This window comes from Desulfosediminicola sp. (assembly GCF_048381775.1).
In the GTDB taxonomy this organism is placed as follows: Bacteria; Desulfobacterota; Desulfobulbia; order Desulfobulbales; family Desulfocapsaceae; genus Desulfopila; species Desulfopila ganghwensis.
In genome coordinates, this window is the sequence record NZ_JBLXGE010000007.1 from 221,271 (window position 1) to 246,438 (window position 25,168).

Consider the following 25,168-nt stretch of genomic DNA (forward strand, 5'->3'; position numbering starts at 1 on the left):
AAGCCGAACCTACTCCAGCTCAGAGCTTATTCGATATATTCTTTCCAGTCTCCAAGCCCACTTTCATAACCACTTACCGGCAGATTATCCTGCTGGATTTCTTTAATCTCTCCGGTACTGGTCTGGACGAAAGCACGCGGTCCGTCACCGTCGCCTTTACCTATACCGACATGCAGGTTGGGAGTAGTTACCACACCACGGCCAAGGCTGATCTTGTTGACCACATTGCCATTGCTATCTACACCTTCATCCCCGAAGACATTCTGATACCAGGAAGTTCCTGTTCGGTAGTAGATCTCGAACAAATCTGAACTCCCCTCAGCCTGACAGATGCCACTGCTTGGTTTGTGGGTTGAAAAGCTTACCAAACCTCCCATCAATGTTGCCTGGCCGATATTCCTTTCTCCGTTGTTATATGGCCAGATGTTTCTATACCATCCGTCTGTACAGTTATTTTTATAATTTCTATCTGTATAGTCAGTTCCCGAACACGTTGGCAGTGGGGTACAGATATTCGATACGCAATAACCGGTTCCACCTATATACCTGTCCAACTTATCCAGATACGCATTATCATCAATCAAACTGTAAAATGGTGTTCCAGTATCGTTTTCCAGACAATCAAGATTATTTATCGGCCCACCGGCCGGGACATCGCTGTTATCACGACAAGTCAACACAGACGTATCCATCTGGTCGCTTAGGTGTACCAGAATTTCATCCACCTGGAAAAGTCCTTTATTGCCATTACCATAGGTTGGATCCCCATCCAACCGAACTTCATCCCAGGTAAGTTTTCGCCTGTTTACACCACTGTTCGGGTCAGCCTCTATTACCATCGGCTCTTTAATGCCATAATAACTCTGCTGTTCTTTATCTGTTTTATCCAATGCATCAATGTAGCGCCCGGTACCAAAATAAACCCAGTAGTTATAACCATCAGTACCAACACTTGCTTCAGCTGTAATCGGTTGCAAGAGATGACCGGGTACTTGTGACCGAATATTTCCGCCACCAATATTATAATTTGAATCACTTCCCATATTCAGGAGGATATTCACATCCCAATCGTCAGGGGTCGAATAAGTTTCTCCACCGGTTTTACCAACCATATGACCACTACCGTTCATGACAAGGCGATACATATGCCCACCACCACTCCAGTACGTTGAGCCATCAGAGTAGGCGCTGAATCCCCAGCGCCCTGCTGAATCTCTCTCCCCTTCCACGCTGCTGAAATAAACGACATCCGACATTATGTCTCCACTCACGTTGCCGAAATCGTAATCAACTACAGTTATGCCGGTGACAAACGATCGCACCTGTGCCCCGCTTGGCTGATAGGTTCCCGCCGGTTCAATGGACGTAGGCTGGCCACTTGGTATACGTAAAGGCCGTTTACCAGGCGCAGCGCTGGTATCCACCAGCCAGTCAAGAGGGAGAATACTGATTTTTGTGCCGGTCATACTTTCGCCCTGCTGGGCGTAATCCTCATCAAGGGGATCAGAGGGGCCATTGGGGCCACTACCAAGTATGAGATACCATTCATTCACATTAGCGCTCTGATCTTTCATTACAGCCATTCCGGGAACGACTGTTGAGTAGCCGAGATCAACTACACTTGGGTCAGTAGTCGTAGTCAATTCACCAAGCAAGACAGGCGGTGCCTCAGGATTGGTAATGTCTAAAATAAAGTAGGATGAGGCAAATCGCTTGCCGTCTATATAAACAGGGGATCCGCCAAATCGCATGCCGCCAACAAGGATTGTGCCCCAACCTTCTGGATGAATACACCCTTCATCAGCATAGCCATTGGTACCGCAAGCAGGCTCCTCTTCAAAAATCTGCACATCAAAAGCCCGTGGCCTCTGATCGACGAAATATTTATGCTTGTACTCAGGGTTTGTGAGGCACGAAAGATGCGGCAACAAATTGTACGGCACATACGACCACAATTCTGTTCCCAGCCGTGGCCCGTTGTCGTGATATCTTGAGCCGTTTACATTCGTACTGGTATCGTAACCAAGATAGAATTTTCGCTCGTCCGATTTATAGAATCCCGCATTTACCGCATGCAGCATGCCATCGTTAGCGCCAAAATATACCACATGACGGCGATTCGCCCATCGGGTCACGAACTTGGCGTATGAAACATCGTCGTAAATGAGGTGGAATCCTTCAAGGGGAGAAGTCACCGTAACCGGAGTTGAGTGAATGATATCCCCCAATCGCCAGGTAATACCATAGCTATTCTCAGGATTATCAGGGTCAATCAGCAGAGAATCCCTGTTACGTGTGATGTAATCAATAATGCCGTCATTATCAAAATCCTTACCTGCAAAATCTTCACCTCGCAACCAACGGATCATCCAATCCAGCTCATTACTACTTGCAACTCCGAATTCATCGGTCCAATTAGTCCAGTCAGGCGCATCCGTCACACCGCTATCTTCAAAATCGACAACCTCACCTGACTCAACCAGACCATCACCATCATCCTGCCAGGTAAAAATATAACGATGTCTGTCTGCGGCTGAGATAAAGGTACTCGTATCCCTGTTTTCCCTGGTATTCAATACATCGATTGAGCCTATTGCCGGGTAATCAGATAACCACTGATTGGCAGACCATAAAAAGTGCACCTCTTCCAGGTCACCTGCATCGGTACAGTAGCCGATATTTTTATCATTGATCGAGCTGTTCCAACAAACCCTCGATTTCTGTTCCCCTACCGATTCGTCATAGAAAATAATGACCCGCTTGTCCCCTAAATCGAGAACACCATTCTTGTTGAGATCCTCACCATCATCGAGTACTCGGTTATTGTTCAGATCCTCTGACGGCCTGAGTGTACGGTCATCATTTGTATCCTCATACATATAGCCGTTATCATCTAGGAACAAACCATGCACATCACCCGCCCATTCTACGGAAGTCTCTCCGCGAACCAACTCGGGCCAGAACATCGCCTGATAGATAGCACCCTCACCACCTCGAGCGGTCGAGATTACCGACGCCGCAGAACCTGCAGATGCCCTCTGACGAAGCTCATTGAAAACTGCTAACAGACTTTCTTCCAGCATGGCAGGGTTCTCACCTTGCAGCACATCATCTGTGCCACCATTTTCAGCTGCATCTGAAATAAGAACTGTCGGATTACATTCATCTGTACTGCCTGTATCCCTTGGAGTTCCGGCCGTAACGATATAGGTGGTAATGGAGTTTTTCTCCATATCGGTAAACGGGTAATCTGCTTCCGGCAAGGTTTCATTACCAGCCGGGTAGAGTGAAAATTCCGCCCCCTGGTTCAGACCATAGTAGGTCAGATCATCAAGATAAGTTGAAGATTTCAGGCCATTATTAGTACATTGGGCTGAGACGGCAGCGTCTTCTGCACCTTCACTTCCATCAACTATATCAATGGCATTCTGACCATGCTCTCCGCGCACAAATCTTGCAACATCATCATTGACATCTGCGGTGGATGCGCCTTCGGTGATGATAAGTACAAAATTCTCCTGGCACGGGCTGATAACGGGATCGATGAGAAACTCCCAGTCTACTCCCGAATCGTAGAGAGGGCCGCTCTTTCCTAAACTTGAAGCTTCTCCTTTCAAATGGCTCGTTCCGCCACCCATTGTGATATAGAATTTACCATTGTCTACAACAATATCATTTGAGTCATACACAGTACCATTGGTCCAGGATCCCTTATAGCCGGCAACCTGTGTCCAGACTATCCCATTGTCAGTATTGGGATTACTGTCTTCGGCAATACCGCCGGTTATGGTGGTATAGAGGTCTGAACTATATAAAATATATGCGCCGGCCGGATAATAGTCACCAACCCTCAAGCCGGCACTGACATCACTATCCGTGAAGAAGTCGCCATTATTCAGACGAATCTGAGCGTTCTGGGTATAGTATCCGATGCCGTTATACATGGCCTCTGCCAGAGGTGTCCATGAGGTAGCCTGAACACTGTTGATAGCGGACGCCAGATCATCCACATGGCGCGCATCAACGGAACTCTGATACAGGCCATCGTTATTATCATCATAGGTCAGTCTGCTTCCCAGTTTTATCGGCGAAATTACTGCGGACCCATCCTTATTCCCCTGGGGACAGTATTCTTCAATGGAGTTATCAGGATCAGGGTTCAAACACTCTGTGGCGGCTCCATTGTGATGAAATGCCATTGCACCAACACGAAGATCCTGAGCTGTACGCTGAATAATACCTTCAGGCTGTGCGGAAACCTTTATGAACCCCTTCATGATGAGTAGTGGATTTTCCACTCCCATCTGGCCATAAATGCCCGCGTCAACCAATGCACCTACAATTCCCCAGGTTTCAGAACTACCACTGGAATATGAAAGTAAATCCGTTGGATCGATAACCTGGGGCATCTGCATATCACCGCAATAGTCCCTTTCAGCCTGCTCGATACAATCCTTGGCATCCTGAGATCCCCAGCCAGCACTAACCTCTCCCCAACAGCTTCCGTTGGTATCATCATAACACTCGTTTTGCGTCCAGCCGCTGGCATTCGAATCGCACAAAGTTGTGTTATCAGAGAGTACACTTACAGCTTCAAATTTTCCCCCGCCTCCACAACCTGGATTGTTTTTTGAGGTATCTACCGATGTATCGTTATCACACTCATATTGCAGACCATTACTACACAGGTTGCCAACACTATTGAAGTTCTGATAACATTCACCTTCATCCCAATTACTTTTCGATGCCCATGATCCATCGTCGCAATCACATGTTTTTTGTTCACATACACCGCCACCGGAACTGATCGGCCAGTCCTCCCAGCAACGACCGACATAGCCCGTGCCTGTCCAATTAGGTGCAGCAGGATCAGGTGGGTTTACACTATCCCACTGGCCATAACAGATATATTCAGGGTCCCAGGGGGTAATTTTCCATGGATCTTTATCCGGGTAACCAGTATTGCCCTGTTGATAGACCGCCTCGCAATGTGTTGCCAAGTTACCCGCGTGGGGAGGTTCTTCACCTTTATTGATCTTCCAACAGTCATGTATGGACGAGTGGTAGATGTTGGCAGACTCAGACACATCCTGAGTACCATACATACAGCCTTCCATTGAGTTTTTAAGAACCGGCAGCTGAGGGCTTGAATTCTGCAACTCTTCGAGATACCTTGCACAATCGGCATAGTTAATACCACCGGCACTCATGCCTACGATTTCGATGCGGGTGGTAAAATCATTCTCTCCTAATTTATCAACATCATCGGCGCCACCACGAATCTTAAAGACCAATTGCTGGGAAACTCCTCCAGTAGTCGGTGTCACCGTTATCTCCTTGGTAAAACCCCGCCCTGAACAACCACGATGCTCGGAGACCAGTCGGTCATCATCGGTTGTTGCCTCGGCACCTGTTGAGAGTTTTCCGCCTGTGAGAATTTTCTTCTGGATATCGATCTTAGAAGCAGATGCCCAGTTAAGAAGTTTTCCGCTCGCTCCAAAACAGGTTACTGCTGTCGGTGCGTTAGTATCATCATAGGTAATCTGCAGGTCTTTCCGTGTCTTACTCGTTCCGTCATCATTCCAGGCGCTTTCGGCTTTATAGGATGCACTGGGACATGCATCGACACCGCTATCTGAGGCATCACCAACTTCCTCAAAATAGCCTTCGATTTTATCCCAAAGGAGATTGCCTGAAGCGTCGGTATCTTCATAGAGCGAATTTGAACCATTGGTTGAGGAAGCAGTAGCACCATTGCTCAGGAAAAGCATCCCATCGAAGCTGACCAGGGAATTTTGCGCCCAGTTTTGGCTGTTCGACCACTCTTCAACAGAAGTAAGGTCTACTTCCGTCCAGATAAGCCCCGTATCATTTTCCAGGGAAGTGCCGGCTGAAGTACATGTAGTAGCCGGAGCAACGGGGCTACAGGTTGCCTGGTAGAGAACACCCTTGCTGGTCACATATGTATCTGAGGCATAGATTGTACCGGTCTGCCAGGGAATTACCTCGCTCCATTTATACAAAGTATCTTCTTCAAAATACCCGGCATACGATTTTGCAGTGTCAAGACTGCCATCATCTTCAAGCAGATATGACTTATCAAGACAACTCGTTTCATAGGAGATGGTATCTCCTTTATAATCAGTCCCCGTGTAGGTCTGATTATCAACATAGGCCATATCCAGCATGGAACCGGAATTATCTATAAGGATCAGTAAATTCGCATCAGACCCCGATGCAAGAAACGGTGGTTCCCCCGTGCCCTCACCACAAACCGCCGCATAAACAGGCGACGTAAAACTGCACAGTATCAACCCGAAGAGACCAATAATCAGAACTTTCATTTCTTGCCGTTTCATTTCCTCAACTCTCTTATGACTCCACAATTTGCCGTAAAATGGTCACACAGTCTTGACAATCAAAAGAACTTTTATAGCTAGTACTGACATGCGCTTGGATCTTCAGTACCCACCAGATGACGCCAGCCCATAGCTATAGTTGTCTGGCTCTCGGTCTGGCCAGCAAACTGGGAGTAGACATCGATCACTTTCGCCACTCCACCCTGGCCCGCCGACTTACCTTTGCCTTCATATCCGGCTGTCATTTGCAAGGCACCACCAATCTGCACCATTGTTTTTGCCTCAAAGTAGAGATAACCGGTTTCTTCATCATCAGTTCCACTCGTCTTGAGGTTGCTTTTGGGATAGGCTGCATCGGCCTTATCCGGATCACCGATTTTACTAGCCAGGACTGCTGCACTAGTGGACCGAGCGTTGTTATAGAGCACATAGTCTCCATCCCGGCTATAGACCCGAATATCTGTGCCACCAAGATCAGCCCATTTATTGGTCGCATCAGTTTCTTTGAATCCCGCCACACAGCTGAACGACTGTTCTATAATTTCCGTTCCCAGTGCTGCTCCTGCTTCGGCCTCAAAGTATGTCTTTTTATTCACCTTATCGTTGCTGGCAATCTGTAATTCAATAGAGGTGTTGGTTGTAGTGGCGATTCCCAGGATTGTAAGAACCAACATGATCAACAGCGCTGCAACAAGCACAAACCCTTCGCTATTACCAATCGATATCGTCTTATTTTTCATAGCCATCGGAGATTATAGATATTTAGCTTTGAGATAATTCATCGTTACCGTCCTGGTCCCACCATTCACCGCACGCACAACCAACACTCGAATGGTTTTTGTATTCGGCAGCGCCACGTTCTCTGCTACATTCCAGTAAATTGTGTAATACCCGTCGGGGGAAACTCTCTTACCATCGGCTGTAGTGTCGGTAAAACTATTAAGACCTGCCGTAGAATCTGCGTTTATGGCGGTATTGGTAATGCTGTTGTCATCCACCAGATCGGGATCGTCATACTCCAGAGAGAAGAGTTGCTCAATCTGGTCAGATCCCCAATCCGAGGCCACGGTTATTCTTTCCGCCCTTGCATTACCCTTGATGCCGGCAACCTGCATTGACACCAAAGATAAAATTCCCACACCAAAAACAACAATGGCAATAAGGACTTCAATAAGGGTAAAACCACTTGTATCTCTTATGCTCATAGTGCTATAACCTCAGGTTTCTGCAATCGACGGTCATAATCTTGAATCGCCTTCGGTAATTATCATTAAATTGCCACTTATCTCCGGACAATGTTCCTTTGTTATAGGCGGCAATATTGGATGCAGGGTTATAGATGAATGAATTTTTAAAGGAAGAATCCGGTTCTTCCGCCCTGGCAATGATTGAGACAACAACAGTTTTTACCAGATCCTCGTCTGATGTTTCCTTTTCATCCTCATCAAGGTACATGAACTCTATCTTCTCGATGCGCTCTGCTACGATTACCGGCCCACTGCCACTTTTAACTTCCCAGTGACCGCTTCCCTTATCTTCGGTATCAATCGTGCCATTAGCAGCAGTACGACGTAGAGCTAAAACACCATTGTCTTCTTTGAGGTCGTACGCGATATGTTCGTCTGTGTCTGAAACGTCACCATCCTCATTTCGATCGATGGTGAAATAGATAAGGTCAGGTTTAATCTGGACGATCTTACCAGTGCCTTCTCCTATGGTGCTCAGCTCAGCACCGTTATAGCCTGCCATTCGTATATCACGGGCCAGCAGTTTCATTGCCGCACGGATATTTTGCTGCATCTCAGTGACATCGAGCTGGGCTTCGTATACATCCTGCTGTTTGGCGTAAATTTGAAAAACGGCCATCATAACCATTAAGCCGACAGCCATCGCGATAAGGAGTTCTACAAGGGTGAAACCTCTTTCTCTTGATCTTCTGTTCATCTTTTGCACCCGCAATACCCCACCCTAATTAATTTGGATTGAGCCTGCAGAACTCTGACTCAACTCTCGTGTTCTGCTTATTTTCGTATGGCCAAGCTCGATTTTGCCAATTGCTCCTCCAGACAGGCCCATTGGGTCAAATCCACTCTCATTTGTCTCATCCTTATTAGCAAAAGAAGAATTCAGAATACAAATACCATCAGCCATACTTCCGCCAGCAACAATGTTGCCCGCAGAATCCTCAAATGAGTAACTTGAACTACCTGTACAGGAAGGATCTACATTAAAAGTGAAGTAAACCGTTCTATTTGTCTTTACGGCATACACCCTGGCTTTTTGAAAAGATGCATACATCTCCTGGGTGGTTGCCTTTAAACGATAATTGGGAACCCATTTACCTAAAGCAGAAAAAGAAATTCCGCAGAGAATTGTGATAACAGATACCACAACTAAAATTTCTATAAGAGTAAAGCCGCAACAGCTCTTTATTTGGGCCTCACCATAATATTTCTTCACAGAATACACGTTTCCCCCACTGATTATCCATGCGGTTTCGAGATTATCAGAAGAGCAATCTCCTGAACATCCAACACAACACAAATCGAGCCCAACACATCACTATCATTATACATTTCTACAGACAACTAACAGACTAAACCAGTTCAATCAAGAACTAAAGTGAATATTATATACAATTATTTAATTACTTAGAGCTATCGACACGAAACAAAAAAATAAAGATCTGAGGTTTGAAGGAGAAAAGAAAACACATGGTACACTAGAAGCGAAACACACAATTCCACATCACATTATAAGAAGGGCCAACTTTCTATTTATTTCTTATCGATCATTGAACTCAATTCACCTAGCGCAAACATTCAGCACCGGAAAAAATAGAGGAATTTATGAAAGCCCTATAAATGAAGACATTTATTTTTTTATGATGGTAATTATTTCAATAGAATTTCCTATGTCACAAACCTCTACCAGATTAAGAACAATAACAACTTCGTGGAGCATTCAATTTTGTTTAAAAAAATGTTTTTTGCTCGGAATTATGTTCTTAAAAGTTGCCATTAATATTATTAAAATATCTGATTATCCCTAATCTTCAGCTTGAAAGGTTAGGAAGTAGACATGTAATGTGGAACGTGATTGATTGGCAAGTGACCAATCCCCGGAATAGCTCCGCAATCGGCTTGTAGAGAAGTGCTTTTAGCTTTAAGTTTGTACTCCTACCACCTTTCTCCGCACCCCTCACTCCGTGAAGCTGATCCTCAATGGTAATCAGAATTATTCATCCAACAACCTGACTAAGGTCGATAACCAGATCACAAGCAACCGCAAAGGAACGCCAGGCGGCACTGAGTACCGCTTGGCACTCGTTGGTTTCACAGTCTAGACCTGACTATAGAGTCACAAGCAGAGCGCCTTTCGCGAAGTACCCCCCTAAAGAAAACAACAGTTTTTCTGCGACAACACACTGCTTTTACTAACTTTTTCTTAGTAAATTACAATACATAATCAGATTGTGTCCACGCGCCAGGCAGTGGTCGATCTCTTCTCGTCTCTAATGGAGAAATCCATGAAAAAATTTATCTATCTCATTAGCACAACCCCAGTATTTGTCGCAGGCGGCAAAAATCATGGAGATGTAGGATAGGGAACGTGTCGATCAGGGGGGACACCGGCAGTGAAACCGGAGCAGCTCCCGGAGACAATGCCCAGGATAACCAAAGTCCTTAATCTTCAGTTGCCCGAGACCAACCGCCGCCCCATTACAAACCGATTCTGAGATTACTCACCAGATGTGATGGGGCTCAAAAGAACACCTGATTTTTTTTCCTCACACTTTCCTTCCTACTTCAACCGAACTTCGCATAGAAACGATTTCGTTAGCAGAAATGCGAACAACTCCAGGGCGGAACACATTATCTAGTGGTTGACTTTGCCCCCTCGCACAATATAAAGTAGGCGCCTCATTGTATTGGTTCACTTCAGGTGAAGTGTGGCAACAGGGAATCTGGTGAGAAGCCAGAACTGTCCCGCAGCGGTTATCAGAAACGAAAACCATTCAAATGCACTGGAACTGTCAGGATCTTCATCCGGATTTTTTTCGTATGTAAACCAGATAGTCCGGGAAGCTATGGTGATTAGGCAACAGTGGTTCTTACCAGGCACGACCTGCGCGAGAATCCCACTTACGCCGTTGTTGATACCAGCACTACGGCAAAATGTCTGAAAGTCCGAAGACCTGCCAATACCTCACAGTCATTGACCACCTTCGAGGAGAGGAGTTATGTCAGCACATCCAGCAGAGATCCGACCGCTTGGCCTATATAAGATCAGAAAACGGAACGGTGAAGTTGTTTCGTTTGAATCACACAAAATCACAATGGCCATAGCCAAAGCAGGTCTTGCAACCGGCGAGTTCGGTAAAGACGAAGCCAAACGACTCAGCATTAAGGTATTGTCACTGGCACACCAGATAGTTGAGGGCATACCTGAAGTTGAAGAGATCCAGGATCTGGTTGAAGAGGCTCTGCTCGCCTCACCCCACAGGAAATCAGCCAAGGCCTACATCCTCTATCGCGATCAGCAGAATCGCCGCCGCGAGATGATCGAAGAAGCCGATGTGCAGCTCATCGACAACTACCTCGACCGGCTTGACTGGCAGGTGAATGAAAACTCCAATATGGCGTATTCACTTCAGGGGTTGAACAACTATATCGCCAACGAAACCAGCAAGACCTACTGGCTGCACCGCATCTATCCCCCCGAGGTACGGCAGGCTCACGAGAGTGGCGACCTGCATATCCACGACCTCGGTCTGCTCTCTGTCTACTGTGTTGGCTGGGATCTCCAGGATTTGCTCAAAAAAGGCTTCCGTGGCGTACCAGGCAAAGCTGCTTCTGCTCCGGCTAAGCATTTCAGGAGTGCGATGGGCCAGGTTGTCAACTTCTTCTACACCCTTCAGGGTGAGGCCGCCGGTGCCCAGGCTTTTTCAAGCTTCGACACTTTGCTTGCCCCTTTCGTCCGCTACGATAAGCTGAGCTATAAAGAGGTAAAACAGGCAATTCAGGAGTTTATTTTTAACCTGAATGTACCGACACGTGTCGGCTTCCAGACACCTTTTACCAACCTCACCATGGATCTTCAGCCGCCATCCACCTTACGCGACCTGCCGGTTGTGATTGGCGGGGTTGAGCAGGAAACCTGCTACGGCGACTATCAGGCTGAAATGAACATGATCAACGAGGCCTTTTTAGAAGTTATGTCTGAGGGTGATGCCAATGCCCGTGTTTTCACTTTTCCCATCCCAACCTACAATATCAGTCCGGACTTCAACTGGGAGGAAAAGAGCCTTGATAAGCTCTGGTCGGTGACGGCCAGATACGGCATCCCCTATTTTGCCAACTTCGTCAACTCTGACCTCTCCGTGGAAGACGCCCGCTCCATGTGTTGCCGTCTGAGGCTTGACACCCGTGAGCTGGAAAAACGAGGCGGCGGTCTGTTCGGCGCCAACCCGCTCACCGGCTCCATCGGTGTTGTCACCATCAACCTGGTTGCACTCGGTTACCAGAGCAAGGATAAGACCGAGTTTTTTGAACGGTTGGATGCTCAGCTGGCAATTGCCAGTGCAAGCCTCGAACTGAAACGCAAGGTGCTCGAAAACTACACCACCAAGGGGCTTTACCCATACACCAAATATTATCTGCGCAAAGTATATGAGCGCTTTGGTCGCTACTGGGAAAACCATTTCTCCACCATCGGCGTGATCGGCGCCAACGAGGCCTGTCTCAGCGTGGTAGGAGATGGTATTGCCAGTGCTGAAGGCAAACAGTTTGCCGAGGAAATTCTTGATTATATCCGTGAGAAGCTTTCCACCTTTCAGGAAGAGACAGGCAACCACTACAACCTTGAAGCCACCCCGGCTGAAGGTACCGGTTTCCGTCTGGCCCAGATAGATCAGAAGCGCTTTCCGGAGTTGACCACCGCCCTCAGAACAAGCGATGGCAAAACCCCGATCTACACCAACTCTACCCAGTTGCCGATTAACTACAGTGACGACATCCATGAGATCTTAGACCTGCAGGACAGCCTGCAGACCAGGTATACCGGCGGCACAGTCCAGCATATCTTCCTGGGCGAGGCTGCACCTGATCCTGAGGCAGTGAAGAACTTCGTACGTTCAACCTGCAACAACTACCAGATCCCGTATTTTACCCTGAGTCCGTCATTCTCTATCTGCTCTGATCATGGCTATGTAAATGGAGAAGTTACCTCCTGCCCAACTTGTAATGCCGACACCGAAATTTACTCACGTGTTGTCGGTTATCTCCGCCCGGTACAGCAGTGGAATGAAGGAAAGCAGTCCGAATTTGCCCAACGTTCCCACTTCACAGTGGTGAAATAGTGCGGTTAGGAGGTTTACAGAAGTTCAGCCTCTCCGATTTTCCGGGAACTCCGGCTGCCATTATCTTTACTCAAGGGTGCAACTTTCGTTGCCCCTTTTGTCATAATGGCAGCCTGTTGCCGACTGCTGGAGAGCATGAACTCGACGTTGAGGAAGTGCTCTCCTGGCTGAAGACTCGTTCTGGCAAATTGGAAGGAGTAGTGGTGACCGGTGGCGAGCCGACGATTCATGCTGACTTACCCGACTTTTTGGCCACGATCAGGGGGATGGGCTACAAGATCAAGCTGGACAGCAATGGCAGCAACCCGAAAATGTTGAAGCAGGTCATTCAAGCAGAGCTGGTCGATTATATCGCCATGGACATCAAGGCTGACTGGGGAAATTATGAGAGGCTGTGCGGTACGCCCGTAGATCTTGAAAAGATTAACAGAAGTATTGAAATACTTGCAAACTCCGGCACCCCGCACCTCTTTCGCACCACCGAGGTTAAAGAACTCATGTCCACCCATGAAATAGCAAATATCGAGCGGATGCTGCCAGCCAGCTCAAACTATAGTATTCAAACGTTCAAGCCGGAAACCGCCTGGAACATGTAACAACACTTCCACCCCGCCCGCAATTTTTCACTCCTTCAGTCATGACTCTTCGCCGGTTAGGCGAAGAACCCTTTCAAGAACCATCAACACGTTATCTATTACTTTCTGCCTAAAAGAAATATTTGCCCTTTGCAGCCCCCTTTTCGGTCAGATCAGGCCAGTGGCCCAGGACAATAATAAATACATTTCCATATAGATAGCCGACGACATCTGACAATCCCGGCTATCCATTCTTGCTAAGGGCCAAACCAGCTGCATTGCTTCCTGCCAGTTGCCTGATCTGTTTCTATTGCCACCTGTTATGGATATCAATTAATGTTGGGGCAAACAGTACATTCATACTCTTTGGAGGAGTGAAAATGAATACAATCCGGTTCGGCATCCTCTCCACCGCCAAAATTGCTCGCCAGAAAGTCATTCCTGCCATGCAGCGGTCTGCCCATTGTGAGGTTACGGCTATCTGCTCGCGTAATCTTGACAATGCAAGGCAGTACTCTAAGCAGTTAGGCATAGCCAAGGCCTATGGCAGTTATGAAGAACTATTGGCTGACCCTGAAATTAATGCCGTTTATATCCCTCTGCCCAATCATCTGCATGTCGAGTGGTCGATAAAAGCCCTCGAGGCAGGTAAGCATGTTCTCTGTGAGAAACCGATTGGCCTGAATAGTGGCGAAGCACAAAAGCTTATCGATGCTGCATCCTGCTTTCCAGACCTGAAAATCATGGAAGCCTTTATGTATCGCCACCACCCGCAGTGGATCGAGGCTAAAAAGCTGGTTGAGAGTGGAGCAATCGGTGAGCTGATTACCATCCAGTCGTTTTTTTCCTACTTCAATAATGATCCTGGAAATATCCGGAATATTTCAGATATAGGTGGTGGCGGCATGATGGATATCGGCTGTTACAACATCTCACTCTCCCGATTCCTTTTTGATGCTGAGCCGGATCGTGTCACAGGCTTTATCGACCGCGATCCTGATTTCGGCACTGACCGGTTATTTTCGGGCATGATGGATTTTGGCGGTAAAGTCTCCTCGTTCACCTGCTCAACCCAGCTTTCACCGTATCAACGGGTGAACATTCTCGGTACTTCCGGTCGCATAGAAATCCTTATCCCATTTAATGCTCCACCGGACAGAGAGTGTGAGATTGTCCTCCAGAAGGAAATACCCGACCAGGCAAGTTCATTAAAGACATTCACCTTTCCAGCATGCGATCAATACACAATACAGGCAGACCTGTTCTGTGAGGCTATTTCAGAGGACAGCCAGCTTCCGACCCCACTTTCTGATTCGCTGAATAACATGCTGGTATTGGAGGCACTTGTTCACGCTGCTGATGGGAAAAAATGGCTTGAGTTTAAGGCCTAACCTGCTCTCAAGATCGATTACCTCTATAATGGGCAGATTCCCCCCTGCCCGTTATAGTTTCGAGACCAGTATTGCGTGATAGCTGCATTTCTTATCAGAATCGGTAATTCAGGCCAGCTGTAACCAGCACCGCACAGGCATTCGAAAATTCGCCAAAAACTATACCCTCAGGATCAGCAGTATTCGATCTGGTTTCTTTATGATCATAGAGAGCTGCTATGCCAATATCCATCTTGTCATTGACCGCGTATTGCATGCCGATTGTGTAGATATAGCCGGTTGAATCAGGTGTGCTGAATTCCAGATTTTCGGTAGGGATTGGATCGTCATCGTAGGCAAAGCCCGCCATGAGCGTATATTTTTCATTCAACTTGTAAGTAATGCCAATACGAAAGGTATCGGCATCATCCCAGTCTCTTGCGGCTGGCAGAGCAAAAGGATTTGATTCCGGATCATTAAAGGGCGGTGCATAGTTGAATTCAAGCGCGTCATACTCTGACCAGAAGGTTCTATCCCAAACCAATTCTATGTTGAGCTTATCTGTGACGTCATAGGCTACTGCAACAGCCAGAACGGCTGGTGCCGGGACTTCAACCTCACCGTATACTGTAAAAGGATTTCCCATTATATTTAGATAGCTGTTATCCTCGAATTCGAGATCCACATTCGAGCGATAGGTAACAGCCAGATCCAGCCGATCATTTGGTTTTGCCGCCAATGCTACATTCCAGCCCCATTCTATCGTACCGTCCTCCATCGATCTGGAGAAAGGCCCTACCAACTCTACTACCCCATCGTCCTCTCGTTCAGGGACATACAATCCTGTGCTTTTTACCTTTGCTTCGGAATAAATCATCCTAAGTCCTGCCGCCACCGAGAACATATCTCCTATACCATAACTCACCGTCGGGTTTATATCGAAAACAGCCAGGGAGAATTCTTCAGCGAACGCCTTGGCATACCCCTCCTGCCATCGCTTCTTCAGGCCAAACGGTTCAGTAATTGAAAGGCCGAAGCGCGCCCCGCCATAGCTTGGTGAAACTATAAATCCTGTTGGCAGCAGGCAGTGTTCCTTTTCAGAATCACTGTCAAAAGCTGGTGTTCGATCGTCTTCATATTCAACACTCGAGAGATAGAGATATGTGAGATTTCCTTGAATATGCCACGTGTCCTCCATCCAGGTCATTTTTGCAGGGTTATAGTAGGCCGTATCAGCACGACTTGCCGAAGCGATGTTGGCACTTGCCTTGGCAGTGGCGTCTACCGATTGCTCAGGTATGCGATATCCTGAAGCCCAAGCTGTACCGCCGGAAATGATACCCAGAGAAGCAACAACACAGATAGTTTTCTTCATGCTTTTCTCCCATTACGTTGAAGTATTTCGCAATTGATCCCGATACAATCAATTGCCCTCCTCTCTCTTCACTATTTAAAACGGGATACTGCACAATATGCCTTTTACGTTAAAGTCAATTAGCGGACCCGTTTTGGTCATACGCCAACACTTCAACAACACCTCTTTCAAACTTCGTTTATCTTCAGTTTTTTCAGAATGTTCTTACCGGGGGCACCATTTTGATCATAGCCCCGTAAGCTGTAATAGCGTGGAACAAGATCGTCTATGGGTACAGTCTTCTTCTCTGCATCACAGGGCAATGGTTCTTTCGTCAACCGCAAGGGCAGGATATCTTCTGATCCAGTTCCCCCTTCACGAATATTCATATATCGTTCAAGGACATGGATACGATCCCCTGCCTGTAAAAATTCGCGGTTCGACATTCGTATCCCGGTGGCTCCATTCCACAGTTGGGTGTAAGTGCTGAAGTCGATCAGAGCTATGGCAAGCTTCGGGATATTCTGCATCAGCAATCCCAAGATCAGATCTGGGGTATATTTAGACAGCAGCGGTTCCAGGGTGTAGGAGTACATGGTAAATTGACAGGTTTGCAGGGCATTGATACAACAGGTCAGGCGCTCGAAGAAAATTACGAACTCAGGTTTCGCCCGGATGGTGTCAGGCTTCAGCAATCCAAAGTAATTCTCCAGCGCCACCAGATATGCCGAAAGATGACATGGACCCCTGTTGGCCACTGCATAGGCAAGGCCTTGCCCGAAACTTCCTCTAGGGTCGTAGGCTGCCATCTCAAGGCCCTTGACCTGCATGGCAAAATCCTGCCCACCATATTTTTCAGACAAAGCCCGACAACCAAGACCTAGCTCTTTGCCAAACCCTCTGCCATAGGCTATATCGGCTATTACTTCGGCAACCTTCTCCTGCTCGCCAAATCTCAGATCCATATCGATCAGACCTTTTTCAGCAGCCTCCATAGCCCAGCCCAGAGTCCCGCCGGTACTGATGGTATCAAGCCCCAACTCACCACAAAGCTCGTTGAATTCGGCAATGGCCTGTCGATCAAAGATATCCAGGTTAGAGCCGAGCATGGCTGTAGTCTCATATTCCGGCACTGCTAAGGTTTTCCCACCATAATTGCCTTTATGACCACAGAGGATCTTGCATGGCTTGCAGGTCTCGAACCGGGTGGTGTGAACGTCCTTTACCATTTCGCCGGATATTTGATACGCTCTGTCATCTCTGCCATCGGAAAAATTTTTCACCGGCAGAATCCCGGCCCTGTTGTTCGGATTCACATTGGAATTCGTACCGTAATTCCTGAGCCGCACAGCACTCATCTCATTGCGTGCTATATAGCTACTGCCTCGCTTTGCCGCCCGCTTGTACTCCTTTTTACTGACTGGGGCAATTCGATAGGCTCCGCCGCACGCAACCAGCGCCTTGAGCTTCTTGGCCCCCATCACCGCACCAAGCCCGCCTCTCCCGAGGAATCTCTTGCCGGAACGAACATTGGCATAACGCACCAGATTTTCTCCGGCCGGGCCGATCAATAACGAACTCTGTTTCTCATCATCCAGTACATCCTGAGTTTCCACTGTGGATTTTCCCCAGAGATGATCCGCAGCATGAATGCTCGCACCGTGCTCATCAATCAGGATATAGACTGGTTTTTCCGAACTTCCTGAAACAAGGATACCGCCCCAACCGGCTGTGCGAAGCGCCAGACCAAAGGGTCCGCCGCAGGAAGATGTTGAGATGATACCCGTCAAGGGAGATTTGGCCAGGGCATGAAACCTGCCTGTGCAGGGGCCACCCATACCAAGCAGCACTCCTGGCATGATCGCGAGAATATTGTCCGGCCCCAGAGGGGCCCTGCCAGGTTTGAGACGGTCAAAGAGGAGTTTCAGACCTAGCCCTTTTGCTCCCAGATAGAGGCGTCTTTCCTTATCCTTTACCTGGTAGATCGATACCTTGCCCGTAGACAAGTCAACTTCAAGGATTCTATTGCCGGGCCCTGTGAATTCCTGTGTCATTGCGGTCCAATCCCTGCTCATGTTAACAATTCAGTTCTCAATACGCCTTTTTCAGAATATTAAGCGCATCCTCATACTCAAGCTCTCTTGTGTTGAAGGTTACCGAGCCGTCTGAGATTGCCGCTCTGGCAATCTCCCCGAGCTGATGTTCTGCCACACCTGCGTCTCGCAGATTCATAGGAAGCTGACAACACTTATAGAGTGATCTCTGTAGATCTCTAATGACAGAGATTGTCTTAAACGCACGCTCATCCGAGTGGGTTCCTGCGTAAAGTTCAGGACCAGCCAGAGGGAGCAGAAGCTCGGCAATCAAATCCTCGTTCACACTCAAATTGTATTCAAGGCCGAGGGGAAGAAAAATTGACATTGCCTGCCCATGGGGAATATGCGCAACGCCACCCGCAGCATGGCCGAGAGCATGCACCACGCCCACCATTGAGTTAGAAAACGAAATACCAGCCATGGTGGCAGCATTGGCCATAGCCATACGTGATTCGCGCCCAGTTCCATCCTGAACAACAGAGAGAAGATGTTCACCGACAAGCTTTATCGCAGCAACAGCATACGCATCGCTTAAAGGGTTTTTCTGCAAGCCGGTATATGCCTCCATGGCGTGGGCCAACGCATCCATACCGGTGGCGGCTGTTATTTTGGGTGGCATAGTCAGGGTCATCCGCGGGTCAAGAATCGCCACATTCGGCAAGAGACGCCTCGACGCAAATGCCATTTTAACATTCCGTTCCGGGTCCGAGATAACGGCGACCTGGGTAACTTCTGAACCAGTGCCGGAGGTGGTCGGAATAACCAGCAGCGGTTTCATCGGCTTTTCAAGAATATCCACACCCATAAATTTCATCAGGTCATCAGAACCTTCCGAAACCAGAATATTGACCCCCTTGGCAGTATCGATCGGTGAACCACCTCCGATTGCTATGATCGAATCACAGCAATTCTCTGCAAAAATTACCGCTATTTCATTCACCACCAGGCTGGATGAATCGGCTGGAACCGTGTCATATATCGCCCCGATGGTCACCTCGGAACTGTAAAATGCCTTGATCAGCTTCTTGACCAAACCGGCTCCTGCCACACCCTGATCCGTGATCACCAGTGGCCTTTGGACCCCAAAATTCTTTAATTCGGAAGGTATGTTCTCGAGCGCTCTCTGCCCCGAAACAATTTTAACAGGATTACTGAATTCGTAATACGACGGTATCATGTGCGACTCCTTTGATTATGGACGACTCAACACATATTCCCCGATAACAATTTGATACTACACAATACTTATATTGAAGTGGTTATCGCCCAAATGGGATGCCAACCATGTAGAGATACAACCTGCGTCTGTATAAAGAGTGAATCGGCTCCGGTAGTCGCTTAACCAGCCTCCTGGCAATAACTCCAGGATAGAGATAGGCAAGAGTAACATTCAGACAACGGGTCAAGGCTACGGCTTTTGCCAGATCGCCGACAACACTCAACCTGCTTTCGGAAAAGGCTCTGGCCGCCCCCATCTGGGGGGTGAGCACCAAAAAGGCAGATTCGAGATTGTTAAAGCGTATGGTAAGATCTGCCCGGGAACGGAGACGGCCTGTATATTTGAGCCTGCCGTTCGCTTTCTCCAGTACCATTGTGGGGGAGATCCGGCCTGTTTCCCTCTCCGGCAATACCACCATTTTTATTGTGAAACCTTCCGGCAACTGAGCTACTTCGTTTTCGAGGCGGTGATCAAACTTTGCAGCACTCTGCAATGCCCGACCAAGAACGGACAAAACGATCTGGCAGATATATTCTTTCAGCCATTTCCTTTTGGGCGGGACAGCTTTGCAGAATTTCACATTATACCCCCTTCTTTTATGTCCAATCCATAGACTGCATTACATGATCATCTGAAAGCACAGCATATTTTCAGCTGAAATACCCCTTCCGTACTGGTTAGAATCTGCTTAAATACTCACCTATCTCTTTGGTGGGGATATCTCTTGCACCAAGCAGGCTCTGGAGAATGAAACCGTCTATCACCGCAATGATGGTGTCTGCCAGATAGGGATGATTGACACTTTCCGGGTCGAGTTGCGCCATATTCGCGACCAGCAACTGTCGCCATTCACTGTATTTGCCCCTGAAGCGTTCCCTGAGTGCCTCATTGCCTGTTAATGCCTCATGCATCAGGTAGTTATGCAGACGCCCACGGGTTTCGGCCTGAATCAGTGCCTCTAGCACCAGACCAATAGCCTCTGCCAACGACTTATCCTGCATGGTATTTGCCACCAGATCGAGTAGCTCTTCGGTCAACCCGGCCATCTGGCGTTCCGTAATTGCAAATATCAGGTCGTTTTTGGAGCTGAAGTAGTAATACAGCGTTCCTTTACTTATTCCTGTTGCCTTGGCCACGTCAGACAGACTGGTATTGTGGACCCCTTTTTCTACAAAAAGCCCCTCGGCAACATCCTGGATCCGCTCTTTATTATTTGGCTTTTCAGCACATTTTTTCTGCACGCTCACCCGACGCCTCCGTCCTGCTGGTTGTCAGTCGGCCGGCTGGCCGACAATTTACGTTTAACTGCATCGTATTGTTTTGTCAACATTATTCATTGACCACTGCGACGTTCATCGGTGCATGCAGACAGTGCAGGTACTGGATCAACTTTGCTAATCTCCCCCCTGGAATCCTGCCAAACCTGAGAAGCCCCCCTCACTTTTGCCGACTCAGCACAAAAGCCGAAATCGCAGACACTGCCCTTGTCAAACTCCCGGCAGTGACTAATAAGGTACTTAATAATAAAGCAAATCAGCTAACCAGAACTTCACATACGGTTGCTCCTTTATGCCGATCTAAAAAATCACGATAATTTCACCTCGGACGGATCAATATGAAAAGTTTAGAGCACAAAAACTGCAGGATAGTTCTCGCTTCAAGACCTAAGGGTGCCCCGACCAAAGACAACTTCAGAATGGAAGAAGTCACCTTGCCGCAACTGACTGCGAATCAGGTTCTTCTGCGGACCGTCTTCTTATCGCTGGATCCATATATGCGCGGTCGGATGAGTGATGCCCCCTCCTATGCGGCCCCGGTGAAAATTGGTGAAGCTATGGTAGGTGCCACTGTCTGCCGTATTGAAGAATCCTTGAACCCGAAATTCCAGGAAGGCGATTGGGTACTGACCTATGGTGGTTGGCAGTCCCATATAATTTCAGACGGTTCAGATCTCACCCGATTGGGCAGTAACCCTGAAAAACCTTCCTATGCTCTCGGCATTATGGGTATGCCAGGGTTCACTGCATATATGGGCCTGCTCGATATAGGCAAACCTCAAGATGGTGAGACACTGGTTGTCGCTGCTGCAACAGGCCCCGTGGGTGCAACCGTCGGCCAACTAGGTAAACTCAAGGGGTGCCGGGTAGTGGGGGTGGCAGGTAGCCCTGAAAAATGTAGATATGCAATCGACACGCTCGGCTTTGATGCCTGCCTGAATCACAAAAATGCTGATTTCGACGAACAGTTAAAAACTGCCTGCCCCGGCGGTATAGATATTTACTATGAAAATGTCGGTGGCAAGGTCTTCGACGCTGTTATGCCACTTTTAAACGTCGGAGCGCGAATCCCCGTTTGCGGCTTGATTTCCCGTTACAACGCAACCAGTCTTCCCGATGGCCCGGATCGATTGTCGCAATTAATGGCCACCATCCTGATCAAGCGCCTTACAGTAAAAGGGTTCATCATCTTCGACGACTACGGCCATCGTTATGATGAATTTGTTCGGGAAATGAGCCAAATTCTTAAAAGTGGCAAGATGTATTACCGGGAGCAAATTGTCGAGGGACTCGACAAAGCACCTGAAGCGTTCATCGGCCTGCTGGAAGGCACAAATTTCGGCAAGCTCATCATTCAGGTTTCCTCGGAAGATTAATAGTTCAGGGCAACTCCCACAAAACCAGAATATCACCAGGAGTAATTTATGAATATTTTAATGGTACTCACCTCCCACAATCAACTTGGCGACACCGGGCACAAAACCGGCTTCTGGCTAGAGGAGTTTGCATCTCCATATTACCTCTTCAAGGACCGGAATTTCACCGTCACCCTTGCCTCGCCGAAAGGTGGCCAGCCTCCTGTTGATCCTATGAGTGAACAACCCGACCATCAGACTGCTGCAACCCTACGCTTTAGTAACGACGACGAGGCTAAAGAACAGCTCGCCAACACCCTTCGTCTCGATAGTGTTGAACCTGAAAATTTCGATGCGATCTTTTACCCCGGGGGTCATGGTCCGCTTTGGGACCTGGCCGAGGACAAGCATTCAATTTCACTTATTGAGCAATTTGCCCGTCAGGAAAAACCTGCCGGTTTTGTCTGTCATGGGCCTGCTGTTCTGAGACATGTAAAAGGAATTGATGGCAGACCGCTGGTTAGTGGCAAGCGAGTGACTGGATTTTCAAACAGTGAGGAAGCCGCTGTGCAATTAACAGGGGTCGTCCCTTTTTCAGTGGAAGATATGTTGACGGCAAACGGTGGTCTTTACATCAAAGCAGATGACTGGACGAACCACGTTCAGGTAGATGGCAGGTTAATAACAGGCCAAAATCCTGCATCTTCTGAAAGCACAGCATTACATCTTGTGAAGGTACTGAAAAAGTAAGAGCGGCAGTAGTGGAGCCCACGACCGGATTTGAACCGGTGACCTCATCCTTACCAAGGATGCGCTCTACCAACTGAGCTACGTGGGCCTCCAAAACGAGTACAGTATGCCAAGAGCTCTCTGCATACTGAAAAATGGTGGAGGGGGGAGGATTCGAACCTCCGAAGGCTGAGCCGACAGATTTACAGTCTGTTCCCTTTGGCCACTCGGGAACCCCTCCATATTTTGGGCGCCTCATTGAAAAGGCAGAGTCCTATTTACACTCTCTGCTGCTCTCTGCAAAGATCTTTTTTACTTTTTTTTGAAAAATTTAAAGAGAGTCAGTGAGTCAATATCGACTATCCACCATAAGTCGGCAACATAGCACCTCCCCTGATCCCGGTTTGAGAAGGCATCCAATCCAGGGAGCAAATCAAACAGGATTTTCCCGCCTGTACCGGTATCGATTTTTCATCCAGCAGACAGACTCCCAGCCACGATAGTCATTCTGCAACCTGACTTAACCGGGCAAACGGTATCCCCTGTTTCTGATCAATCCGAAAGCTTCATTCCCCCAGCGCCCTTGTCTCGCAATGATATAGGGTTTCAGTCAATTTTCATCTAACCTTTTCCTCTTTTCACAGATATGATCATAGGATGAACAATGAACGAAGAAATACCAATGTCAAAGGATTTTGGTGGAAGCGTTTCTTTTACTCGGTCACAGGAGCAACCAATGACTACGAGTTGGGCCCCAACTGGTTTGCCTCCGTGATGGGTACAGGAATCATAGCCAACGCAGCCGCTTCGTTGCCTCTACTTTCTGAAAAACTTCAAGTATTTGCTCTCATTGTCTGGTGCATCGCGTTTACCATGCTGGCTGGCCTTATGCTTGCAACCTTCGTCCTCCTGCTCCAGGGACTCAGTGTCTGGAGAAAGCATTTCAGAGATCCGATGATGGCGCAATTTTACGGGGCACCTCCCATGGCCATTCTCACCATTGCAGGTGGCACCATCCTGCTGGGTGATACCATCCTCGGCCAGGAATTTGCTCTTAGAGTCAGCTGGGCTCTCTGGTTTCTCGGCACCATCAGCGGCCTTGGCTCTGCTGTGATTATTCCCTATCGCTTGTTTACTAAATTCAGGGTGCGACAGGACTCTGCCTTTGGAGGTTGGCTGATGCCAGTTGTCCCTCCAATGGTATCCTCGGCAATTGGGGCGATGCTTGTTCCCCACACCCCTGCGGGCACTATCAGAGAGACGATGTTTTACCTCTGTTTTTCCATGTTCGGGTTGAGCATGGTGACTGCCGCGATCATCATATCAATGATCTGGAGCCGACTGGCGCACCATGGTACATCCGGCACCTCCCGGGTACCAACTCTATGGATTGTTTTAGGCCCATTGGGCCAGTCCATGACCGCGGCAGGTATACTCGGTACTGTCGCCGATGGCGCGATCCCGACCCATATTGCTCAGGGGTTTGAGTTGTTCGCTGTGCTCTATAGTGTACCAATTTTCGGATTTGTGATCCTCTGGACATGCATGGCAACGCTGCTGACCTTTCGTGCCCGTCGCCGGCAGATGAGATTTGCCCTTACCTACTGGGCATTCACCTTTCCTGTGGGTACGTGTGTCACCGGTATTGCGCAATTAGCCCACCACACCGATCTTCCCCTGTTTGAATGGGTGAGTATTTTCTTCTATCTCTGCTTATTAACCGCCTGGGCTGTGGCCGCCTTTGGCACCACAAGAGGCATGATAACAGGACATCTGTTTCGACCACCAGCCTCAACATCCCCCATCATTTCCACCAAAGACCCCGACTTCACCGGTGACATTCTCGATGAGCCATAGTCACTGTCAGCACAAGGCATATAAAATCAATGAGTAAAACTTCGATCAGTCATAACGTGATAGGGCCCCGACACGTAATTTTCGGATATAGTCGCCCTGCATTCCTTCCCTTCCGTTGACTACAAACAAAAAAAGCCCCATGGACCGAAGTCCATGGGGCTTTTACAATCTACTCTAAACGTAATCAGAATTAGATCTGGGTAACGTTTGCAGCAGCAGGTCCTTTCTGACCCTGTACAACGTCGAAGGTTACGCGAGCGCCTTCTTCGAGGGTTTTGAAACCGGTAGCATTGATTGCGGTGTGGTGTACGAACAGATCGTCGCCGCCATCCTGAGCAATAAAACCAAAACCTTTTGAATCGTTAAACCATTTTACTGTTCCTTCAGCCATGATACTTCTCCATAATGAAGTTCTTTGTTCCAAACCAAGGCAGAATCCATCATACTGAAAAAACAGTATAGTAATAAATTTCGCATCCTAAGTACTGAAACAGAGTAAGAGATAACTTTCTTACCTCTATTTAATATGAATAAGACGAAATGCCCTATCCATCTCTACTGTGCCGTCTCCCGATCCAATATGAACCAATCGATCATGCACCCTACCGACACTCTG

The 25,168-nt window shown here is 48.0% G+C and carries 17 protein-coding genes, 2 tRNA genes and 1 riboswitch; of the genes, 6 read left to right on the forward strand and 13 right to left on the reverse strand.

Annotation, left to right across the window (positions count from 1 at the left end; translation table 11 throughout):
* Nucleotides 1-26: 26 nt before the first annotated feature.
* The 5 genes from ACN5NT_RS13605 to ACN5NT_RS13625 all read right to left on the reverse strand — a co-directional run bounded on the left by ACN5NT_RS13605 (nt 27) and on the right by ACN5NT_RS13625 (nt 8,819).
* Entirely contained in the window at nt 27-6,359 is a 6,333-nt protein-coding gene (locus ACN5NT_RS13605) for a pilus assembly protein (RefSeq protein WP_419175780.1), read from the reverse strand.
* A 77-nt stretch (nt 6,360-6,436) separates the two neighbouring features.
* Complete coding sequence (locus tag ACN5NT_RS13610; RefSeq protein ID WP_419175781.1) at nt 6,437-7,099, reverse strand: pilus assembly PilX family protein; 663 nt, start codon at nt 7,097-7,099, stop codon at nt 6,437-6,439.
* A gap of 12 nt (nt 7,100-7,111) precedes the next feature.
* The gene (locus tag ACN5NT_RS13615; RefSeq protein ID WP_419175782.1) at nt 7,112-7,564 is read right to left on the reverse strand and encodes a type IV pilus modification PilV family protein; all 453 of its coding nucleotides are present in this window, start codon (nt 7,562-7,564) and stop codon (nt 7,112-7,114) included.
* A 4-nt stretch (nt 7,565-7,568) separates the two neighbouring features.
* Complete coding sequence (locus ACN5NT_RS13620; protein WP_419175783.1) at nt 7,569-8,303, reverse strand: PilW family protein; 735 nt, start codon at nt 8,301-8,303, stop codon at nt 7,569-7,571.
* A 24-nt stretch (nt 8,304-8,327) separates the two neighbouring features.
* Nucleotides 8,328-8,819 carry a GspH/FimT family pseudopilin gene (locus tag ACN5NT_RS13625; protein ID WP_419175784.1) on the reverse strand — a complete coding sequence of 164 codons (492 nt, stop codon included), beginning with the start codon at nt 8,817-8,819 and terminating at the stop codon, nt 8,328-8,330.
* A gap of 1,455 nt (nt 8,820-10,274) precedes the next feature.
* Nucleotides 10,275-10,580: riboswitch (cobalamin riboswitch) on the forward strand.
* A gap of 22 nt (nt 10,581-10,602) precedes the next feature.
* Between ACN5NT_RS13625 and ACN5NT_RS13630 the strand changes: the two genes are divergently transcribed.
* From ACN5NT_RS13630 to ACN5NT_RS13640, 3 genes are all read left to right on the forward strand, one after another.
* Nucleotides 10,603-12,720, forward strand: a complete 2,118-nt coding sequence (locus tag ACN5NT_RS13630) for a ribonucleoside triphosphate reductase (protein ID WP_419175785.1) — start codon at nt 10,603-10,605, stop codon at nt 12,718-12,720.
* Nucleotides 12,720-13,316 carry an anaerobic ribonucleoside-triphosphate reductase activating protein gene (locus ACN5NT_RS13635; protein ID WP_136795726.1) on the forward strand — a complete coding sequence of 199 codons (597 nt, stop codon included), beginning with the start codon at nt 12,720-12,722 and terminating at the stop codon, nt 13,314-13,316. The genes ACN5NT_RS13630 and ACN5NT_RS13635 overlap by 1 nt, the downstream gene beginning before the upstream one ends.
* Before the next feature lie 359 nt (nt 13,317-13,675).
* Nucleotides 13,676-14,686: a Gfo/Idh/MocA family protein gene (locus ACN5NT_RS13640; RefSeq protein WP_419175786.1), complete on the forward strand. Its 1,011-nt coding sequence runs from the start codon at nt 13,676-13,678 to the stop codon at nt 14,684-14,686.
* A gap of 94 nt (nt 14,687-14,780) precedes the next feature.
* Here ACN5NT_RS13640 and ACN5NT_RS13645 read toward each other — a convergent pair whose 3' ends face one another.
* The 5 genes from ACN5NT_RS13645 to ACN5NT_RS13665 all read right to left on the reverse strand — a co-directional run bounded on the left by ACN5NT_RS13645 (nt 14,781) and on the right by ACN5NT_RS13665 (nt 20,581).
* Nucleotides 14,781-16,040, reverse strand: coding sequence for an OmpP1/FadL family transporter (locus ACN5NT_RS13645; RefSeq protein WP_136795728.1), 1,260 nt, complete (start codon nt 16,038-16,040; stop codon nt 14,781-14,783).
* Between the two features lie 167 nt (nt 16,041-16,207).
* Nucleotides 16,208-18,073 (reverse strand): aldehyde ferredoxin oxidoreductase family protein, encoded by a 1,866-nt coding sequence (locus ACN5NT_RS13650; RefSeq protein WP_419175787.1) that lies wholly within the window; start codon nt 18,071-18,073, stop codon nt 16,208-16,210.
* A gap of 37 nt (nt 18,074-18,110) precedes the next feature.
* Complete coding sequence (locus tag ACN5NT_RS13655) at nt 18,111-19,292, reverse strand: iron-containing alcohol dehydrogenase (protein ID WP_136795730.1); 1,182 nt, start codon at nt 19,290-19,292, stop codon at nt 18,111-18,113.
* An 82-nt stretch (nt 19,293-19,374) separates the two neighbouring features.
* On the reverse strand, nt 19,375-19,914 hold the full coding sequence (locus tag ACN5NT_RS13660; protein ID WP_136795731.1) for a hypothetical protein: 540 nt from the start codon (nt 19,912-19,914) through the stop codon (nt 19,375-19,377).
* Between the two features lie 97 nt (nt 19,915-20,011).
* Nucleotides 20,012-20,581, reverse strand: coding sequence for a TetR/AcrR family transcriptional regulator (locus ACN5NT_RS13665; protein WP_136795732.1), 570 nt, complete (start codon nt 20,579-20,581; stop codon nt 20,012-20,014).
* A gap of 368 nt (nt 20,582-20,949) precedes the next feature.
* On the opposite strand from ACN5NT_RS13665, the gene ACN5NT_RS13670 reads away from it, so the two are divergent.
* Both ACN5NT_RS13670 and ACN5NT_RS13675 read left to right on the forward strand, forming a co-directional pair.
* Nucleotides 20,950-21,987 carry an NADP-dependent oxidoreductase gene (locus ACN5NT_RS13670; RefSeq protein ID WP_136795733.1) on the forward strand — a complete coding sequence of 346 codons (1,038 nt, stop codon included), beginning with the start codon at nt 20,950-20,952 and terminating at the stop codon, nt 21,985-21,987.
* A gap of 48 nt (nt 21,988-22,035) precedes the next feature.
* Nucleotides 22,036-22,716: a type 1 glutamine amidotransferase domain-containing protein gene (locus ACN5NT_RS13675; protein ID WP_136795734.1), complete on the forward strand. Its 681-nt coding sequence runs from the start codon at nt 22,036-22,038 to the stop codon at nt 22,714-22,716.
* A 12-nt stretch (nt 22,717-22,728) separates the two neighbouring features.
* On the opposite strand, the gene ACN5NT_RS13680 is transcribed toward ACN5NT_RS13675, so the two are convergent.
* Nucleotides 22,729-22,804, reverse strand: a tRNA-Thr gene (locus ACN5NT_RS13680).
* Nucleotides 22,805-22,851: 47 nt separating this feature from the next.
* A tRNA-Tyr gene (locus ACN5NT_RS13685) sits at nt 22,852-22,936 on the reverse strand.
* A 416-nt stretch (nt 22,937-23,352) separates the two neighbouring features.
* Here ACN5NT_RS13685 and ACN5NT_RS13690 point away from each other — a divergent pair.
* Nucleotides 23,353-24,552 carry a TDT family transporter gene (locus ACN5NT_RS13690; protein ID WP_136795735.1) on the forward strand — a complete coding sequence of 400 codons (1,200 nt, stop codon included), beginning with the start codon at nt 23,353-23,355 and terminating at the stop codon, nt 24,550-24,552.
* Nucleotides 24,553-24,742: 190 nt separating this feature from the next.
* Here ACN5NT_RS13690 and ACN5NT_RS13695 read toward each other — a convergent pair whose 3' ends face one another.
* On the reverse strand, nt 24,743-24,943 hold the full coding sequence (locus ACN5NT_RS13695; RefSeq protein ID WP_136795736.1) for a cold-shock protein: 201 nt from the start codon (nt 24,941-24,943) through the stop codon (nt 24,743-24,745).
* Between the last annotated feature and the right edge of the window lie 225 nt (nt 24,944-25,168).

Coding starts and splice junctions, on each gene's coding strand:
- ACN5NT_RS13675 (WP_136795734.1), top strand. CDS start 22,036: ATGAATATTTTAATGGTACTCACCTCCCACAATCAACTTGGCGACACC.
- ACN5NT_RS13670 (WP_136795733.1), top strand. CDS start 20,950: ATGAAAAGTTTAGAGCACAAAAACTGCAGGATAGTTCTCGCTTCAAGA.
- ACN5NT_RS13605 (WP_419175780.1), bottom strand. CDS start 6,359: ATGAAACGGCAAGAAATGAAAGTTCTGATTATTGGTCTCTTCGGGTTG.
- ACN5NT_RS13615 (WP_419175782.1), bottom strand. CDS start 7,564: ATGAGCATAAGAGATACAAGTGGTTTTACCCTTATTGAAGTCCTTATT.
- ACN5NT_RS13620 (WP_419175783.1), bottom strand. CDS start 8,303: ATGAACAGAAGATCAAGAGAAAGAGGTTTCACCCTTGTAGAACTCCTT.
- ACN5NT_RS13690 (WP_136795735.1), top strand. CDS start 23,353: ATGAACAATGAACGAAGAAATACCAATGTCAAAGGATTTTGGTGGAAG.
- ACN5NT_RS13650 (WP_419175787.1), bottom strand. CDS start 18,073: ATGACACAGGAATTCACAGGGCCCGGCAATAGAATCCTTGAAGTTGAC.
- ACN5NT_RS13640 (WP_419175786.1), top strand. CDS start 13,676: ATGAATACAATCCGGTTCGGCATCCTCTCCACCGCCAAAATTGCTCGC.
- ACN5NT_RS13610 (WP_419175781.1), bottom strand. CDS start 7,099: ATGAAAAATAAGACGATATCGATTGGTAATAGCGAAGGGTTTGTGCTT.
- ACN5NT_RS13695 (WP_136795736.1), bottom strand. CDS start 24,943: ATGGCTGAAGGAACAGTAAAATGGTTTAACGATTCAAAAGGTTTTGGT.
- ACN5NT_RS13630 (WP_419175785.1), top strand. CDS start 10,603: ATGTCAGCACATCCAGCAGAGATCCGACCGCTTGGCCTATATAAGATC.
- ACN5NT_RS13655 (WP_136795730.1), bottom strand. CDS start 19,292: ATGATACCGTCGTATTACGAATTCAGTAATCCTGTTAAAATTGTTTCG.
- ACN5NT_RS13645 (WP_136795728.1), bottom strand. CDS start 16,040: ATGAAGAAAACTATCTGTGTTGTTGCTTCTCTGGGTATCATTTCCGGC.